Here is a 15,615-nt window from a genome sequence, read left to right on the forward strand (position 1 = left end):
AGATGTCGTCCAGCAAGGAGCTGATCGGGTATCTGTCGCAGGCCCATCCGGACCTCGACGTGCTGACCGATGCCACCGACCGCGCCGGCTACGAGACCGGCGCGCGCTACGGCGCCGGCACCGCCGCGGCGGTGGTGCGGCCCGCCACGCGCGAGCAGGTGCAGGCCGTGGTGGCGGCCGCGCAACGCTTCGGCGTGCGGCTGGTGCCGCAGGGCGCGAACACCGGCCTGGTCGGCGCGTCGACGCCGGATGCCGGCGGCGAGCAGGTCGTGCTGAGCACCGCGCGCCTGAAGGGCGCCATCACGGTCGACCCGCTGAACCAGTCGGTGACCGTCGGCGCCGGCGTGCTGCTCAGCGAGCTCAATACCCGGCTCGCGCAGGACGGCCTGTTCTTTCCGGTGGACCTCGGCGCCGACCCGACCATCGGGGGCATGATCGCCGCCAATACCGGTGGCGCGCGGCTGCTGAAGTACGGCGACGTCCGGCAGAACCTGCTGGGCGTCGAAGCCGTGCTGGCCGAGCCCGCCGGCGAATTGCTCGACCTGAACCGGGCGCTGCGCAAGAACAATGTCGGCTTCGACTTCAAGCAGCTGTTCGTCGGCACCGGCGGCGCCTTTGGCGTGGTCACCGCGGCGACGCTGCGGGTCTATCCGCTGCCCGTGCAAACCGCCACCGCGCTGCTGGTGCCCACCGGCGTGGCCGAGCTCGAGGCGCTGCTGCTGGCGTTGAACGCCGAGCTGGGCGATTTCCTGTCGTCGTGCGAAGGCATTTCTCGCGAAGCGGCGCAGGCCGTGGTGCGCCACCTGGACGATGTCGAGGACCCGTTCGCCGAGCTCGAAGGCGCCGATTACGCAATGCTGGTCGAGCTGTCGTCGACGATGCCCAACCGCGCCGGCGGCGTCGATCTCGAGGCGCTGCTGATGGATTTCCTCGAGCGCCACTACGGCACGCTGATCGGCAACGCGGTGGTCGGCAAGCCCGAGGCGCTCTGGCGCCTGCGCCATTCGATCACCGAGTCGATCCGCCACGAAGGCAAGATCATCGCGCTGGACCTGTCGGTGCCGCGCTCGCGCTTCCCCGCCTTCCGCGCCGAGGCGCGCGCATTGATCGCGGCGCGCTGGCCGTGGCTGCGGATCTACGACTTCGGTCATCTCGGCGATGGCGGCGTGCACCTGAACATGGTCTGGCCGCTGCAGGACGCGCCGGCCTACGACGACGCGGTGGCGGGCGAGGTCCGGGCCGAGCTGTACCGGCTGACCGTCGAGCGCTTCGAAGGCAGCTTCAGCGCGGAACACGGCATCGGTCCGTACAACGAACGCTTCTATCGCGATTTCACCGCGCACGCCGTGCTCGATCACGTCGGCGCGATGCAGGCGCGGCTCGATCCGCGCCGCACGCTGAGCCGCCTGTGGCTCGGCACCGGCGAATGACGAGCCAGGACGAATGACCAGCCAGGACACATCCATGTTCCCCTTTGCCTCGGCTTTCCAGCAGCCGGCCGGCTCGCCGATCCGCGAGCTGTTCCAGTACCTGTCGCGCCCCGGCATGATCTCGTTCGCCGGCGGCTACCCGGCCGCCTCGACTTTCGACACCGCGGCGATCGGCCAGTGCATGGCCGAGGCGCTGGCCAGCCATCCGGCCGAGTGCCTGCAATACGGCGCCACCGAGGGCGTGCCGGCGCTGCGTGAGGCGCTGAGCCGGCAGATGGGGCGGATCGGTACGCCGACGCCCGCCGAACGGATCCTGGTGACATCGGGCTCGCAGCAGGGCTTCGACTTCCTGGTCCGCGCCTTCGTCGAGCCGGGCGTGCCGGTCATCGTCGAGGCGCCGACGTATCCCGCGGCGATCCAGGCGCTGCGCCTGGCCGGGGCCCGGCTGGTGCCGGTGCCGGCCGATGCGGAAGGCATCGATACGGACGCGCTGGAGCAATGCCTGCGCGACTGCGCGCCCGCCGAGCGGCCACGGCTGATCTATCTGGTGCCGACCTTCGCCAATCCGACCGGCGCGACGTTGTCGGTGCGGCGGCGCGAGGCGGTGCTGCGGCTGGCGGCGCAATACGAGCTGCTGGTGATCGAGGACGACCCCTACGGCTGTCTCGCGTTCGACGGCGCGCCGCCCGCCACGCTGCTGGCGATGGCCAATGGCGAGCCCGCGCTGCGGGATCGCATCATCTATCTGGGCAGCCTGTCGAAGACGGTGGCGCCGGGCCTGCGGATCGGCTGGATGGCCGCGCATCCCGACGTGGTGCGGCGCGCGGTGCTGGCCAAGCAGGCCTCGGACCTGTGCACGCCGCCGTGGATCCAGCGCGCGATGGCCGCCTATCTGGACGCCGGCCATCTGCAAGGACAGGTCGCGCGCATCATCGACGTCTACCGCGACAAGCGCGACGCGATGGCGTCGGCGCTCGAGCGCGAGCTCGGCGGCCGCATCGACTATGTGAGGCCCGGTGGCGGCATGTTCGTCTGGGCTTCGCTGCCGGACGGCACCGACTCCGCCGAACTGCTGCGCGAAGCGATCGAGGAAAACGTGCTGTTCGTTCCCGGCAAGGCGTTCCACGTGGCGACCGGCCGGCCCTCGCCGGCGCTGCGCTTGTCCTTCGCGACGCCGTCGGTGGCGGAGATCGAAGAGGGCGTACGGCGCCTCGCGCGCGCGTTGGCGAAGCGCTGACCGGCCCGGGCGGCGGCATTCCCCGGTAAGATCGCGGGGCTTCGCCTGGGCCTGAGCGCCTGTCGTCCGTTTCCCTTTCCGCCTTCCCGATCCTTCGATGGAATATCTGATCATTGCCGTTGGCGCTGCCCTCGCGGGATTCGTGCAGGGCCTGTCCGGGTTTGCCTTCGGCATGGTCGCGATGTCGCTGTGGGCGTGGACGCTCGAGCCCAGCATGGCCGCCGTCCTGACGGTATTCGGCTCGCTGACCGGACAGGTGATCGCCGCGGTCCGCTTGCGGCGCGGCTTCGATGTCGCCGCGCTGCTGCCCTTCGTCGCCGGGGGGCTGGCCGGCATTCCGCTCGGCATGCTGCTGCTGCCGTATCTCGACATGGCGTCGTTCAAGACCGCGATCGGCGCCTTCCTGGTGCTGTGGTGTCCGGCCATGCTGATGGCGCGGCGGCTGCCGCCGCTGCGCTGGGGCGGCAGGGGCGGCGATGCCGGCGCCGGGCTGGTGGGCGGCGTGATGAGCGCGATCGGCGGCTTCAGCGGCACCGTGCCGACGCTGTGGTGCACGTTGCGCGGCTACGAGAAGGACCGGCAGCGCGCGATCATCCAGAACTTCAACCTGACCATCCTGATGGTGACGATGCTGGTCTACCTGATCGCCGGTAACGTCACCGCCGAAATGCTGCCGCGGTTTGCCGTGGTCGCGCCCGCGATGCTGATTCCGGCGCTGATCGGCGCGCGCGTCTATCACCGCATCGACGAGGCGCGCTTCCGTGCGATCGTGCTGACCTTGCTGACGGTGTCCGGCGTGATGATGCTGTCGTCGGGCCTGCCGACCGTGCTCGGCCGCATCGGCTAGCGGCCGCGGCGTTCGCGCGGCATCTCCGTCAGGCCGGCTCGCCGCCGAATGCCTGCTCCAGTTCTTCGCGCAGCAGCCGGCCCAGTTCGACGCGCCGCCCGGCATGCATGCGGCTGCTGATCGCGCCGAGGCTGATCGCCGCCTCGGCACCGTAGGGGAGCGTGAAGGCGCAGCCCACGCCCGACACGCCGACGGTGATGCTGTCGACGATCTCGGCAAAGCCCTTCTTCCTCGCGCGTTCGACCGCGCTGTTCAGCTTGGCCAGCGTCATGCCGTGCTCGGCATAGAGCGACGCGCGCCGCTTGAATACCTCGCGGATCGCGTCGTCTTGCATCTTCGCCATCAGCGCCAGGCCGCCGGCGCCGATGCCCAATAGCCGCCGCTGCTGCGGCACCGTGGTGAAGATCCGCACCGGGAAGGGCCCTTCCTCGCGATGCAGGCAGACGGTGAAGTCACCCTGCTGCACCACCAGGAACACGGTATCGCCCGACAGCCGCGCCAGCCGCTTCATCGCCGGCAGCACCAGATCGACCACCGGCGCCTTGTCGTGGACCGCGGCGCCCAGTTGCAGCGCATCGAGTCCGAGCCGATAGCGCTTGCTGGCCGGATGGCGCTCGGCGAAGCGCTCCTCCTCGAGGCAGCACAGCAGGCGGTAGGCGGTGGGCCGCTCCAGCCCCGTGGCTTCGACCAGCTCGGCCAGCGACAGTCCTTCCTCCTGCCGTTCCGCCATCAGCCGCAGCAACTGCAGGCCGCGCCGCAGCGTCTGCGCGCCGGCGGTCCTCGCGCCTCGTTCCCCAGTCTCCTCGGTCACCTTGGTCGTCCTGGCCATCGTATGTCCCGTATGTCCATATAGTGGTTATTTGGTGCGGATAAGTTTGTATTGTAGAAACCCTGCTTTCTACACTGGCCCTCGTTTGACGACAAGACCAACCACAACACAAGACAAGGAGACCGGCATGGGCGATGCCACCATCGAGATCGAGCAGACAGGCGCGGTACGGCGCCTGTGGCTGTCGCGCGAGAGCGCGCGCAATGCGCAAAGCCAGCAAATGCTGGACGAACTGGACGCCGCGCTGCAGGCGGCGGAGCAGGACGACGGCGTGCGCGTGGTGGTGATCGGCGGACGCGGCAGCCATTTCTCGGCCGGCCACGATCTGAAGGAAGCGCAGGCGAAGCGCGCCGACTTCACGGTGGAGGAGCGCTGGGCCTACGAGAGCCGGCGCTACTTCGATTACTGCCTGCGCATCTGGGACTTCCCCAAGCCGACGGTCGCGCAGGTGCAGGGCGCCTGCGTTTCCGGCGGCTTCATGATCGCCAATATGTGCGACCTGATCGTGGCCGGCGAATCGGCTTATTTCTCCGATCCGGTCGGCCATACGCTGGGCGCCGCGGCCACCGAGGTGCTGATCCATCCCTGGGTGATGGGGCTTCGCAAGGCCAAGGAGATGCTGTTTGCCGGCGGCCGGGTCGATGCCGCGGAAGCGCTGCGCATCGGCATGGTCAATCGGGTGGTGCCCGACGCCGCGCTCGACGACGAGGCGCTGGCGCTGGCCGCGCGCATTGCGCAGGCGCCGCCGTTCGGCCTGCGGCTGATCAAGCGGTCGCTGAACCGGACGCTCGATGCGCAGGGGCTGCGCTCGGCGCTGTCGGCCCACTTCGATACGCACCAGCTGTCGCACCTGAGCGAAGGCTTCCTGCGGGCACGCGATGCGGGGCTGGCCAAGGCGATCCAGTCGGGCCCGGCCCGCGCAGCGCGGAGCGGCGAACATGGCGCATAAGCTCGACCCGCTGCTGAATCCGCGTTCGATCGCGATCGTCGGCGCCAGCGACGACGCCGGCCGCATCGGCGGCATGCCGATCGATCTGCTGACGCGCTTCGGCTACCGCGGCGACATCCATCCGGTCAATCCGAAGTACGACACGGTATTCGGGCTGCGTTGCCATCCGTCGATCGAGGCGCTGCCCGAAGGCATCGACCTGGCGGTGCTGGCGATCGGCGCGGAGCAGGTCACGCCGATGCTCGAGCGCTGCCATGCGCGCGGCATCCGCGCCGCGATCGTCTACGCGGCCGGCTTTGCCGAGGCGGGCGAGGGCGGGGCCGCGCTGCAGCGCGAGATGGAAGCCTTCGTGCGGACCACCGGCATGGCGGTCGCCGGTCCCAACTGCATGGGCTTCGCCAATCTGAACACGCACGCCTATACCGCGTTCGCCTCGGTCTTTCGCACCGCGCCGCCGCAGCGCGAACGGGGCACGGTCAGCCTGCTGACGCAGAGCGGCAATGTCTGCGCCGCGGTGTTCGCGATCGCGCGCGAGCTGGGCGTGTCGTTCAGCCAGTTCATCAATACCGGCAACGAGGCGTGCCTCGATTTCGCCGAGTACCTGCAGTTCCTCGCGCAGGACCCGGATACCGATGTCGTGCTCGGCTATATCGAGGAACTGCGCAATGGCGCGCGCTTCATCGACGCCGCCATCGCCTGCGCGGAGGCCGACAAGCCGGTGATCGTGTTCAAGGCCGGCGAGACCGACAAGGGCCGCGAGGCGGTGCGCTCGCATACGTCGGCGCTGGCCGGCAACCAGCAGATCTATCGCGCCGCCTTTGCGCAGCTGAACGTGATCGAATGCCAGGACTTCGCGCAGATGGCGCATCTGGCGGAGCTGGCGCGCTACCGGCGGCGCAGCGCCGGCCGCCGCGTCGCGATCGTCAGCATCTCGGGCGCGGTCGGCGCGATCCTGGCCGACAAGTGCATCGGCGCGGGCCTCGAGGTGCCGACCTTGCCGGAAACATTGCAGCAGACGCTGCGTGCCGGCATTCCCGACTACGGCATGGTGTCGAACCCGGTCGACGTGACCGGCAATGTCGTCAACGACCCCGGCTTCGTGCGCACCGCGCTGACCGCGCTGGCGACCAGCGACGCGATCGACGCCGTGATCGTCTACGCGCCCGGCTATCTGCTGGACCGCATGGCCGACGACCTGATCGACACGGCCGCCGCCCATCCGCGCCTGCTGCTGGCGATCGACACCGGCCGCGCAACCCGTCGCGACGACCTGCGCGCGCATGGCGTCCCGGTGATGACCGATATCGGCATGGCAATGCAGACGCTGCCGCCGCTGCTGCAATGGCACGAACGCCGTGCCCGGCGGCCCTGGCGCGCGCTGCTTACCCTCTCCCCCGACCCCTCTCCCGCAGGCGGGAGAGGGGAGAACGCCGCCGGTATGGCAGCGCTCAGGGAGGAGCCATCGTCCTCCGAAGCAGCGGTCGCGCTTGCGGCAACCGGCTCCCTCTCCCGCTTGCGGGACAGGGCTGGGGAGAGGGAACGGGCGGCCGTCATGCCGGCGCCGCCGGCCTTGCCCTGCGATGAACAAGCGGCGCGCCGCTACTTGGCCGCGTACGGTGTCGGCGATATCCCGGGTTACGTGGTGCGGCACGCCGACGAGGCCGCCGCCGCGGCGCTGGAATTGGGCTTCCCGGTCGTGCTGAAGGTGCTGAGCGCGGACCTGCCGCACAAGACCGAGGCCGGCGGCGTGCGGCTGAATCTCGGCGATGCCGACGCCGTGCGCGCGGCCTGCGCGGAAATGCTGGCCAGCGTCCGCCAGCATGCGCCGCAGGCCCGCATCGACGGCGTGCTGGTACAGCCGATGCTGAGCGGCGGCGTCGAGCTGATCGTCGGCGCGGTGCGCGACCCGGTGTTCGGGCCGACGCTGACGGTCGGCCTCGGTGGCGTGCTGACCGAGCTGTACCGTGACGTCAGCCATCGGCTGCTGCCGGTCGACCGGGGCACCGCCGAGCAGATGCTGCGCGAGCTGCGGGCGTTCCCGCTGCTCGACGGCTTTCGCGGACGTCCGCTGTGCGACGTGCCCGCGGCCTGCGAGGCGATCGCGGCGTTCTCGGACGCGGTGCTGGCGCTCGGCGATGCGGCCGACGAGGTCGAGATCAATCCGCTGCTGGTGCGCGACAGAGGCAAGGGCGTGGCGATGCTCGATGCCCTGATCGTGCCGAAGCGCGAATAGCCACCGGCAAGCACCGCGCGGGCATCAAAGCCGAAGCAACGAAGCGCAACACAACGACAATCGAGAGGAGACTGACCATGACCACCAGACCCTGGATCGCCGCCCTGGCGCTGACCCTGCCACTGACCCTTGCCATGCTGCCCGGCGCCCGTGCCGCCGACGCCGGCGCCTATCCGTCCAAGCCGGTGCGCATCATCGTGCCGTTCACGCCAGGCGGGGCCGCCGACATCATGACGCGCGCGCTCGGCGAACGGCTGCGCCAGCATCTGGGCCAGCCCGTGGTGATCGAGAACAAGCCCGGCGCCGGCACCGTGATCGCCTCGGACTACGTCGCCAAGCAGGCCCCCGACGGCTATACGCTGCTGATGGCCGCGTCGTCGCTGGGCATCGCGCCGGCGGTGTTCAAGACGGTCGGCTACGACCCGGTCAAGGACTTCACGCCGATCACGCTGGTCGCCTCGGTCGTCCATGTGCTCGAGGTCAACGCCAAGCTGCCGGTGAACAACGTCAAGGAGCTGATCGACTATCTGAAGACCAGCGGCAAGTCGGTCAGCTATAGCTCCGCGGGTTCCGGCACCTCGACGCATCTGGAGGCCGAGCTGTTCAAGACCATGGCTGGCGTGCAGATGGCCCACATCCCGTACAAGGGCAGCGCGCCGGCGCTGAACGACCTGGTCGGCGGCAATGTGCAGGTGATGTTCGACGCGTACGCATCGTCGGCCCCGCACATCAAGAGCGGCAGCGTGCGCGCGCTCGCGGTGACCACGGCGAAGCGCTCGGCGACGCTGCCCGATCTGCCGACGGTCGCCGAGTCGGGCCTGCCCGGCTACGAGGCGATGCCCTGGCTGGGCCTGCTGGCCCCGGCCGGCACGCCGCCCGAGGTCGTCAAGCGCGTCTACGCCGCCACCCAGCAGGCGCTGAAGGACCCGGGCCTGCGCGAGCAGTTCCGCGCGCTGGGGCTGGACATCATCGGCAATACGCCGGAGCAGTTCGCGGCCTTCATCAAGCAGGACGCGCAGAAGTGGGCCAAGGTCGCCAAGGCGTCCGGCGCGCAGGCGGATTGAGCCGATGCAGCTGACGCTGAACGAACAACAGCGGCTGATCGAGGAGAGCGCGCTGAACTTCCTGTCGCGGCAGCCCGAGGTCACGGGGCCGTGGTACGAGGCAGGACCCGAATCGGGACCCGAACCCGGACCCGAATCCGGACCCGAATCAAGACACAACTTGCGATGGATGCCGATGTGGCGCGCCTTTGCCGAGATGGGCTGGCTGGGACTGCCGCTGCCCGCGCATGCCGGCGGCTTCGATGGCGGCGCGGTCGAAACGGGGCTGTTGATGCGTGCCTTCGGCCGGTACGGCGTCAATATGCCGTACCACGGCGGCATCCTGCTGGCGGCGCGCATGCTGGCGGCGATCGGCACGCCGGCGCAGCGTGATCGGTGGCTGCCGGCGGTGATCGACGGCAGCCGCCGCCTGACGCTGGCCCACGACGAACCGCAATGCCACGACCCGTGGGCCCCGCGCGCGACGGTGGCGCGGCGCGAAGGCAGCGGCTGGCGGCTGCACGGCGCCAAGCTGCTGGTGCCCGACGCCGATGGCGCGGACGCCCTGCTGGTCAGCGCTCGCATCGAGAACGAGGGAAGGGCGCCGAAGCCGGACGCCGATGCGGAACGCGACGGTCAAGCGCTGTTCCTTGTGCCGATGCGCGATTCCGTCGCCGAAGGGCTGCGCCTGCATGGCTGCCATACCGTCGATGGCACCGCTGCCGCCGACGTGTGGCTCGACGGCGCCCATGTCGGGGCCGACGCGATGCTGGGCGCCGGGGATGGCGGCGATGCCGCCCCGGTGCTGCACCGCCTGCTGGCCGAGGGTGCGATCGCGCTGTGCTGGGAGGCCTGCGGCGCGATGCAGGCCGCCTTCGAGCGCACGGCCGCCTATGTCCGCCAGCGCGAGCAGTTCGGCCGTCCGCTCGCGAGCTTCCAGAGCGTGCAGCACACGCTGGCCGAGATGGCGGTGTGCTGCGAGGAAGCGATCGCGGCCTGCGAGCTCGCGGCGTTGCGCGTCGACGCGGGGCTGCGGGACGCAACCGATGCCGTCGCGCTGGCCGCGATGGCGAAATCCAAGGTAGGACGCGCGGCCAGCTACGTCTCGCAACAAGCGGTGCAGCTGCATGGCGGCATGGGCGTCTCGGAGGAACTGCCGATCGCCGGCCTGTTCCGCAAGCTGACGCGCTTCCAGCAGCAGGACGGCAGCCCGTCGTGGCATGCCGCGCGCTACGGCCGCGCGATGCTCGCGTCCGGGGCCTGGCGCGACAGCCGCACCCTGCCGTCTTCCGATCGATCTTGCGCCGAGGCGACCACGACATGGATCTGCAACTGACTGCCGAGCTCGCGGCGTTTCGCGAGGAAGTGCGCGCCTTCCTGCGCGACAGGCTGACGCCCGAGCTGCGCCGCGGCCAACGGCTGACCACGGCGATGTATCCGGAGCCCGAGATCTCCGGCCCCTGGCAGGCGATGCTGCGCGAGCGTGGCTGGCTGGTGCCGCTGTGGCCTAAGGAGTGGGGCGGTACAGGCTGGAGCCCGCTGCAGCGCTTCGTCTTCGAGACCGAGTGCGCGCTGGCCGGTGCGCCGCTGGTCCATCCGATGGGCGTGCGCCTGCTCGGGCCGGTGATCCTGCGCTTCGGCACCGACGCGCAGAAGCGGCACTATCTGCCACGGATCCTGTCCGGCGAGGACTACTGGTGCCAGGGCTTCTCCGAGCCCGGCGCCGGCTCCGACCTGGCCGCGCTGCGCACGCGCGCGGTGCCCGATGGCGGCGAATACATCGTCACCGGCTCCAAGCTGTGGACCACGCACGCGCACCATGCCAACCGGATGTTCGCGCTGGTCCGTACGAGCAACGAGGGCCGGCGGCAGGACGGCATCAGCTTCCTGCTGATCGATATGGATTCGCCCGGCATTACCGTGCGTCCGATCGCGACGATCGGCGGCGATCACGACGTCAACGAGGTGTTCTTCGACGAGGTGCGCGTGCCGCAGGCCAACCGCATCGGCGAGGAAAACGCCGGCTGGGCATGCGCGCGCTACCTGCTCGAGTTCGAGCGCGGCGCCGGCATTTTCAGCCCGCGGCTGCGCTCGCAACTGATGCGCGTCGGCGACGCGATGGCGGTCCTGCAGGCGGGCGGCCTGCGCCATGACAGCGCGCAGCGCGAACTGCTGCATGCGCGTTTCGGCGAGGTCTGCGCCGATCTGGATGCCTTCGAGATGCTGGAGTTGAAGACGCTGGGCCAGCTGATGCCGGGTCAGAGCCCAGGTCCGGTGTCGTCGATGCTGAAGCTGCGCGCCAGCCGGCTCAAGCAGCAGATCGGCGAGCTGGGCGTGGAGATGCTGGGGCTGGAGGGGCAGCGCTGGCGCGATGACGTGGCGGGGCTGCCTGAGGGCGGTAATCCGGACGACGAGATCGTCGGTACCGTGCTGCCCGAGTACCTGAACAGCCGGGCCTTCACGATCTTCGGCGGCGCCGCCGAGGTCCAGCTGGGGATCATCGCCAGGAGCGTGGTCGGCGTGTAGTACGGGGACTGCAGTACGGCGCCTGTGGTGCGGCGCCTGTGGTGCGGCGCTTGCAATACGGCGTCGGCAGGACGGCGGCGGCAGGACGGCCGCCGCTGCATCGCGCCACGGCGGCCGTTCGCAGCGCGACGGCGCTACACCCCCAACGCCTTCGCCATCGTCTGCCCGAGCTCGGCCGGCGAGCGCGACACATGGATGCCGGCGGCGCGCATTGCCTCGATCTTGGCATCGGCGGTACCGCTGCCGCCCGAGATGATGGCGCCGGCATGGCCCATGCGCCGGCCCGGCGGCGCGGTGGTGCCGGCGATGAAGCCGACCACCGGCTTGTCGCTGCCGGACTCGCGCAGGAACTGCGCGGCTTCCTCTTCGGCCGAGCCGCCGATTTCGCCGATCAGGATGATGCCTTCGGTGTCGTCGTCCTCGAGGAACAGCTTCAGGCAATCGATGAAGTTGGTGCCGTTGACCGGATCGCCGCCGATGCCGATGCAGGTCGACTGTCCGAGCCCGGCCGCGCTGGTCTGCGCGACCGCTTCATAGGTCAGCGTGCCGGAGCGCGACACCACGCCGATCCTGCCGGGCCGATGGATATGGCCGGGCATGATGCCGATCTTGCATTGGCCCGGCGTGATCACGCCCGGGCAATTGGGACCGACCAGCCGGGTGCGCGAGCCGGACAGCGCGCGCTTGACCCGCACCATGTCGAGCACCGGAATGCCCTCGGTGATGCAGACCACCAGCTCGAGGCCGGCGTCGACCGCTTCGAGGATCGCGTCGGCCGCGAACGGCGGCGGCACGTAGATCACGGAGGCCAGGGCGCCGGTGCGCTGGGCCGCCTCGGCGACGGTATCGAACACCGGCAGGCCGAGGTGGGTCTCGCCGCCCTTGCCGGGCGTCACGCCGCCGACCATCTGCGTGCCATAGGCCAGCGCCTGTTCGGTGTGGAAGCTGCCCTGCGCGCCGGTCAGGCCCTGGCACAGCACCCTGGTGTGGTTGTCGATCAGCACGGCCATCTCAATGTCCTCCCCGCTTGGTGTTGCGCGTGGCCGCGACAACCTTGGTCGCCGCATCGGCGAGGTCGTCGGCCGACACGATCGGCAATCCGGAATCGCGCAGGATCGCCTTGCCCAGTTCGACGTTGGTGCCTTCGAGCCGCACCACCAGCGGCACGGTCAGATCGACCTCGCGCGCGGCCGCGACCACGCCCTCGGCGATCACGTCGCAGCGCATGATGCCGCCGAAGATATTGACCAGGATGCCTTCGACATTGCGGTCGGCCAGGATCAGCCGGAATGCCGTCGCCACGCGCTCGCGCGTCGCGCCGCCGCCGACATCGAGGAAGTTGGCCGGCTTGCCGCCGTGCAGCTGGATGATGTCCATCGTGGCCATCGCCAGGCCGGCGCCATTGACCATGCAGCCGATATTGCCGTCGAGCTTGACGTAGTTCAGCGCATGGCGCGCGGCCTCGGTCTCGGCCGGGTCCTCCTCGGCCTCGTCGCGCATCGCCTCGATATCGGGATGGCGGAACAGCGCGTTGTCGTCGAAGTTGAACTTGGCGTCCAGCGCCATCACGTGGCCGCTGTGCGTGACGACCAGCGGATTGATCTCGACGATCGACGCGTCCAGTTCGGTGAAGGCGCGATAGGCCGCCAGGAACAGCCGCGTGGCCTCGCCGACCTGCTTGCCGCGCAGGCCGAGCCCGAAGGCCAGCCGCCGCGCGTGGAAGGGCTGGATGCCGGTGGCCGGATCGATCGCCAGCTTCAGGATCTTCTCCGGCGTGTGCGCGGCGACTTCCTCGATGTCCATGCCGCCTTCGGTCGATGCCATCAGCGTGATCCGCGACGTCGCGCGGTCGATCAGCATGCCGAAATAGAGCTCGCGCGCGATGTCGCAGCCTTCCTCGATATAGAGCCGCCGCACCTCGCGCCCGGCCGCGCCGGTCTGCTTGGTGACCAGCACCGCGCCGAGCATCTTGCCGGCTTCCTCGCGCACGGCCTCGAGCGAGCGCGCCACGCGCACGCCGCCCTTGCCGCCGGGATCGTTCTGGAAGCGTCCGGCGCCGCGGCCGCCGGCATGGATCTGCGACTTGACGACCCACAGCGGGCCCCCGAGCGTGCGCGCCGCGTTGGCTGCCTCGTCCGGCGTGAACGCAACCGCGCCCCGCGGCACGGCGACGTCGTAGCGCCGCAGCAGCTCCTTGGCCTGATATTCGTGAATGTTCACTGTCTCCTCACTGGTTTGGATACGTCGTTGTCTGAAGCCCGAACAGAACTGCATGCGTGGGGCGAAAGACGCTGGGTCCCCGCCTTCGCGGGGACGACGCCACTCCCTCGTCGTTCCCGCGAAGGCGGGAACCCAGCGGCTTCAGGTTCGACCGCTGGTCGAAATATGGTATGTAATATATCAACGCACAACAAGGCGAATTATCGGCCCCGCGGTACACGGAGGCCAACGGAATCGACATTGATGCGGGCGGCCACTAAGCGACAGTGTTTATAGAAGTTGCGCGAATTTATCGGCAAGAAAAAGGCTGTTTTGCTGCGTTGCGTCGTCGAAATTCGCCGCCTTTCCCACATTTTCTCCTTGCCGACCTTTGATATATCACATACGGTATGTCATCAAGATCGCCCGAAACGATCGATTCGCGTCGCAAGCCGGCAGCCCTGCCGAGAAGAAGGTGAAGCGGTGCGTGCCCACACAACCGGGCCGCCCGGAGTCCAACGAGGAGACCAACACATGTCTGCAGTCGTATCGCTGCGGCCGGAATCGACGACGGCCGATGACACCCTGAAGCAGAAGAGCCGGGATGCCGGCATCGTGTCGGGCGGCCATCTGGTCGCGCGGGCGCTGAAGAACGAAGGGGTCGACACCATCTTCACGCTATGCGGCGGCCACATCATCGACATCTACGATGGCTGCGTCGACGAAGGGATCCGCATCATCGACGTACGTCACGAACAGGTCGCGGCGCATGCGGCCGATGGCTATGCGCGCCAGACCGGCAAGCTCGGCTGCGTGGTGACCACTGCCGGCCCGGGCTGCACCAATGCCGTGACCGGCATCGCCACCGCCTTCCGCTCGGAAAGCCCGGTGCTGCATATCGGCGGGCAGGGCGCGCTGACGCAGCACAAGATGGGGTCGCTGCAGGATCTGCCGCACGTCGACATGATGGCGCCGATCACCAAGTTCGCCGCGACCATCCCGAGTACCGAACGCGTTGCCGACATGATTTCGATGGCCGCGCGCGAATGCTTCAACGGCGCGCCCGGGCCCGCCTATCTGGAGATTCCGCGCGACGTGCTCGACCGCGAAGTCGAGATTGCCCGCGCCGTGGTGCCGCGCCCCGGCCACTATCGCGCGTCGACCAAGTCGATCGGCGATCCGCGCGACATCGAGAAGCTCGCCGACATCCTGGTCAATGCCGAGCGTCCGGCCATCCTGTTCGGCCAGCAGGTGTGGACCGCGCGCGGCCACGAGGAAGCGATCGCGCTGCTGCGCGGCCTCGATATCCCGGGCTACTTCAATGGCGCCAGCCGCGGGCTGCTGCCGCCGGGCGATCCGCATCATTTCGACCGCACGCGCTCGCAGGCCTTCGCCAACGCCGATGTGCTGGTGATCGTCGGCACGCCGTTCGATTTCCGCATGGGCTACGGCAAGCGCATCAGCAAGGAGCTGACGCTGGTGCAGATCGACATGGATTACCGCACCGTCGGCAAGAACCGCGAGATCGACCTGGGCCTGGTCGGCGATCCGGGCGCGATCCTCGGCGCGGTGCTGCAGGCCGCCAGCGGCCGCATCAAGCAGGACAAGCGCCAGGCGCGCCAGAAGTGGATGGGCCAGTTGACCGAGGCCGAAGGCGTCGCCACCGAGAAGCTGATGCCGCTGTTCCTGTCGGAGAACACGCCGATCCATCCGTATCGCGTCGCCTACGAACTGAACAACTTCCTCGGCGAGGACACGATCTACATCGGCGACGGCGGCGACGTGGTCACGATCTCGGCGCAGGCGGTGCGGCCGCGCAATCCCGGCCAGTGGATGGACCCGGGCGCGCTGGGCTCGCTCGGCGTCGGCACCGGCTTCGCGATCGCCGCGGGCCTGGCCAATCCGGGCAAGGAGGTGCTGTGCTACTACGGCGACGGCTCCTTCGGCATGACGGCCTTCGACATGGAGACCGCCAACCGCTTCGGCGTGCCGTATCTGGCCGTGATCGGCAACAACTCGGCGATGAACCAGATCCGCTACGGCCAGCTGGCCAAGTACGGCGAGTCGCGCGGCAACGTCGGCAACCTGCTGTCGGACGTGCCGTTCAGCCAGTTCGCGCAGATGCTGGGCGGCTATGGCGAGGAGGTGCGTGACCCGGCCCAGATCGCCGGCGCGCTGCAGCGCGGCCGCGAGTCGATCGCCCGCACCGGCAAGTCCGCGGTGATCAATATCTGGGTCGATCCGCGCGAATACGCCCCGGGCACCAAGAACCAGACCATGTACAAGTAGCCGGCTGCCGGCACCGGCCGACAGCGCGATCGC

12 protein-coding genes are annotated in these 15,615 nt (G+C 69.2%); 9 read left to right on the forward strand and 3 right to left on the reverse strand.

Annotated elements, in window-relative coordinates; genetic code table 11:
* The first annotated feature begins 2 nt into the window (after positions 1–2).
* The 3 genes from LRR16_RS01840 (at position 3) to LRR16_RS01850 (ending at position 3,514) form a co-directional block, all read left to right on the forward strand.
* Entirely contained in the window at positions 3–1,430 is a 1,428-nt protein-coding gene (locus LRR16_RS01840) for an FAD-binding oxidoreductase (protein ID WP_232204619.1), read from the forward strand.
* A 34-nt stretch (positions 1,431–1,464) separates the two neighbouring features.
* Positions 1,465–2,667 carry a PLP-dependent aminotransferase family protein gene (locus tag LRR16_RS01845; protein ID WP_232204620.1) on the forward strand — a complete coding sequence of 401 codons (1,203 nt, stop codon included), beginning with the start codon at positions 1,465–1,467 and terminating at the stop codon, positions 2,665–2,667.
* A gap of 97 nt (positions 2,668–2,764) precedes the next feature.
* Positions 2,765–3,514, forward strand: coding sequence for a sulfite exporter TauE/SafE family protein (locus LRR16_RS01850; RefSeq protein WP_232204621.1), 750 nt, complete (start codon positions 2,765–2,767; stop codon positions 3,512–3,514).
* A gap of 28 nt (positions 3,515–3,542) precedes the next feature.
* Here the strand turns inward: LRR16_RS01850 and LRR16_RS01855 are convergent, their stop codons facing one another.
* Complete coding sequence (locus LRR16_RS01855) at positions 3,543–4,343, reverse strand: IclR family transcriptional regulator (RefSeq protein ID WP_232204622.1); 801 nt, start codon at positions 4,341–4,343, stop codon at positions 3,543–3,545.
* A gap of 127 nt (positions 4,344–4,470) precedes the next feature.
* Between LRR16_RS01855 and LRR16_RS01860 the strand changes: the two genes are divergently transcribed.
* The 5 genes from LRR16_RS01860 to LRR16_RS01880 all read left to right on the forward strand — a co-directional run bounded on the left by LRR16_RS01860 (position 4,471) and on the right by LRR16_RS01880 (position 11,094).
* Positions 4,471–5,292: an enoyl-CoA hydratase gene (locus tag LRR16_RS01860; RefSeq protein ID WP_232204623.1), complete on the forward strand. Its 822-nt coding sequence runs from the start codon at positions 4,471–4,473 to the stop codon at positions 5,290–5,292.
* Positions 5,282–7,525 carry an acetate--CoA ligase family protein gene (locus LRR16_RS01865; RefSeq protein WP_232204624.1) on the forward strand — a complete coding sequence of 748 codons (2,244 nt, stop codon included), beginning with the start codon at positions 5,282–5,284 and terminating at the stop codon, positions 7,523–7,525. Before LRR16_RS01860 ends, LRR16_RS01865 begins: the two co-directional genes overlap by 11 nt.
* A 134-nt stretch (positions 7,526–7,659) precedes the next feature.
* Positions 7,660–8,589 (forward strand): tripartite tricarboxylate transporter substrate binding protein, encoded by a 930-nt coding sequence (locus tag LRR16_RS01870; RefSeq protein WP_232204717.1) that lies wholly within the window; start codon positions 7,660–7,662, stop codon positions 8,587–8,589.
* Between the two features lie 4 nt (positions 8,590–8,593).
* Complete coding sequence (locus tag LRR16_RS01875) at positions 8,594–9,904, forward strand: acyl-CoA dehydrogenase family protein (RefSeq protein ID WP_232204625.1); 1,311 nt, start codon at positions 8,594–8,596, stop codon at positions 9,902–9,904.
* Positions 9,889–11,094 carry an acyl-CoA dehydrogenase family protein gene (locus tag LRR16_RS01880; protein WP_232204626.1) on the forward strand — a complete coding sequence of 402 codons (1,206 nt, stop codon included), beginning with the start codon at positions 9,889–9,891 and terminating at the stop codon, positions 11,092–11,094. The genes LRR16_RS01875 and LRR16_RS01880 overlap by 16 nt, the downstream gene beginning before the upstream one ends.
* 134 nt (positions 11,095–11,228) lie before the next feature.
* Here the strand turns inward: LRR16_RS01880 and sucD are convergent, their stop codons facing one another.
* Positions 11,229–12,104 carry a succinate--CoA ligase subunit alpha gene (gene sucD / locus LRR16_RS01885; RefSeq protein WP_232204627.1) on the reverse strand — a complete coding sequence of 292 codons (876 nt, stop codon included), beginning with the start codon at positions 12,102–12,104 and terminating at the stop codon, positions 11,229–11,231.
* Between the two features lies 1 nt (position 12,105).
* Positions 12,106–13,314, reverse strand: a complete 1,209-nt coding sequence (gene sucC / locus LRR16_RS01890; RefSeq protein WP_053824167.1) for an ADP-forming succinate--CoA ligase subunit beta — start codon at positions 13,312–13,314, stop codon at positions 12,106–12,108.
* Positions 13,315–13,827: 513 nt separating this feature from the next.
* On the opposite strand from sucC, the gene LRR16_RS01895 reads away from it, so the two are divergent.
* On the forward strand, positions 13,828–15,582 hold the full coding sequence (locus LRR16_RS01895; RefSeq protein ID WP_023264406.1) for a thiamine pyrophosphate-binding protein: 1,755 nt from the start codon (positions 13,828–13,830) through the stop codon (positions 15,580–15,582).
* The last annotated feature ends 33 nt before the right edge of the window (positions 15,583–15,615 follow it).

The sequence above is a fragment of the Cupriavidus sp. UGS-1 genome (genome assembly GCF_021213615.1).
Lineage (GTDB): Bacteria > Pseudomonadota > Gammaproteobacteria > Burkholderiales > Burkholderiaceae > Cupriavidus.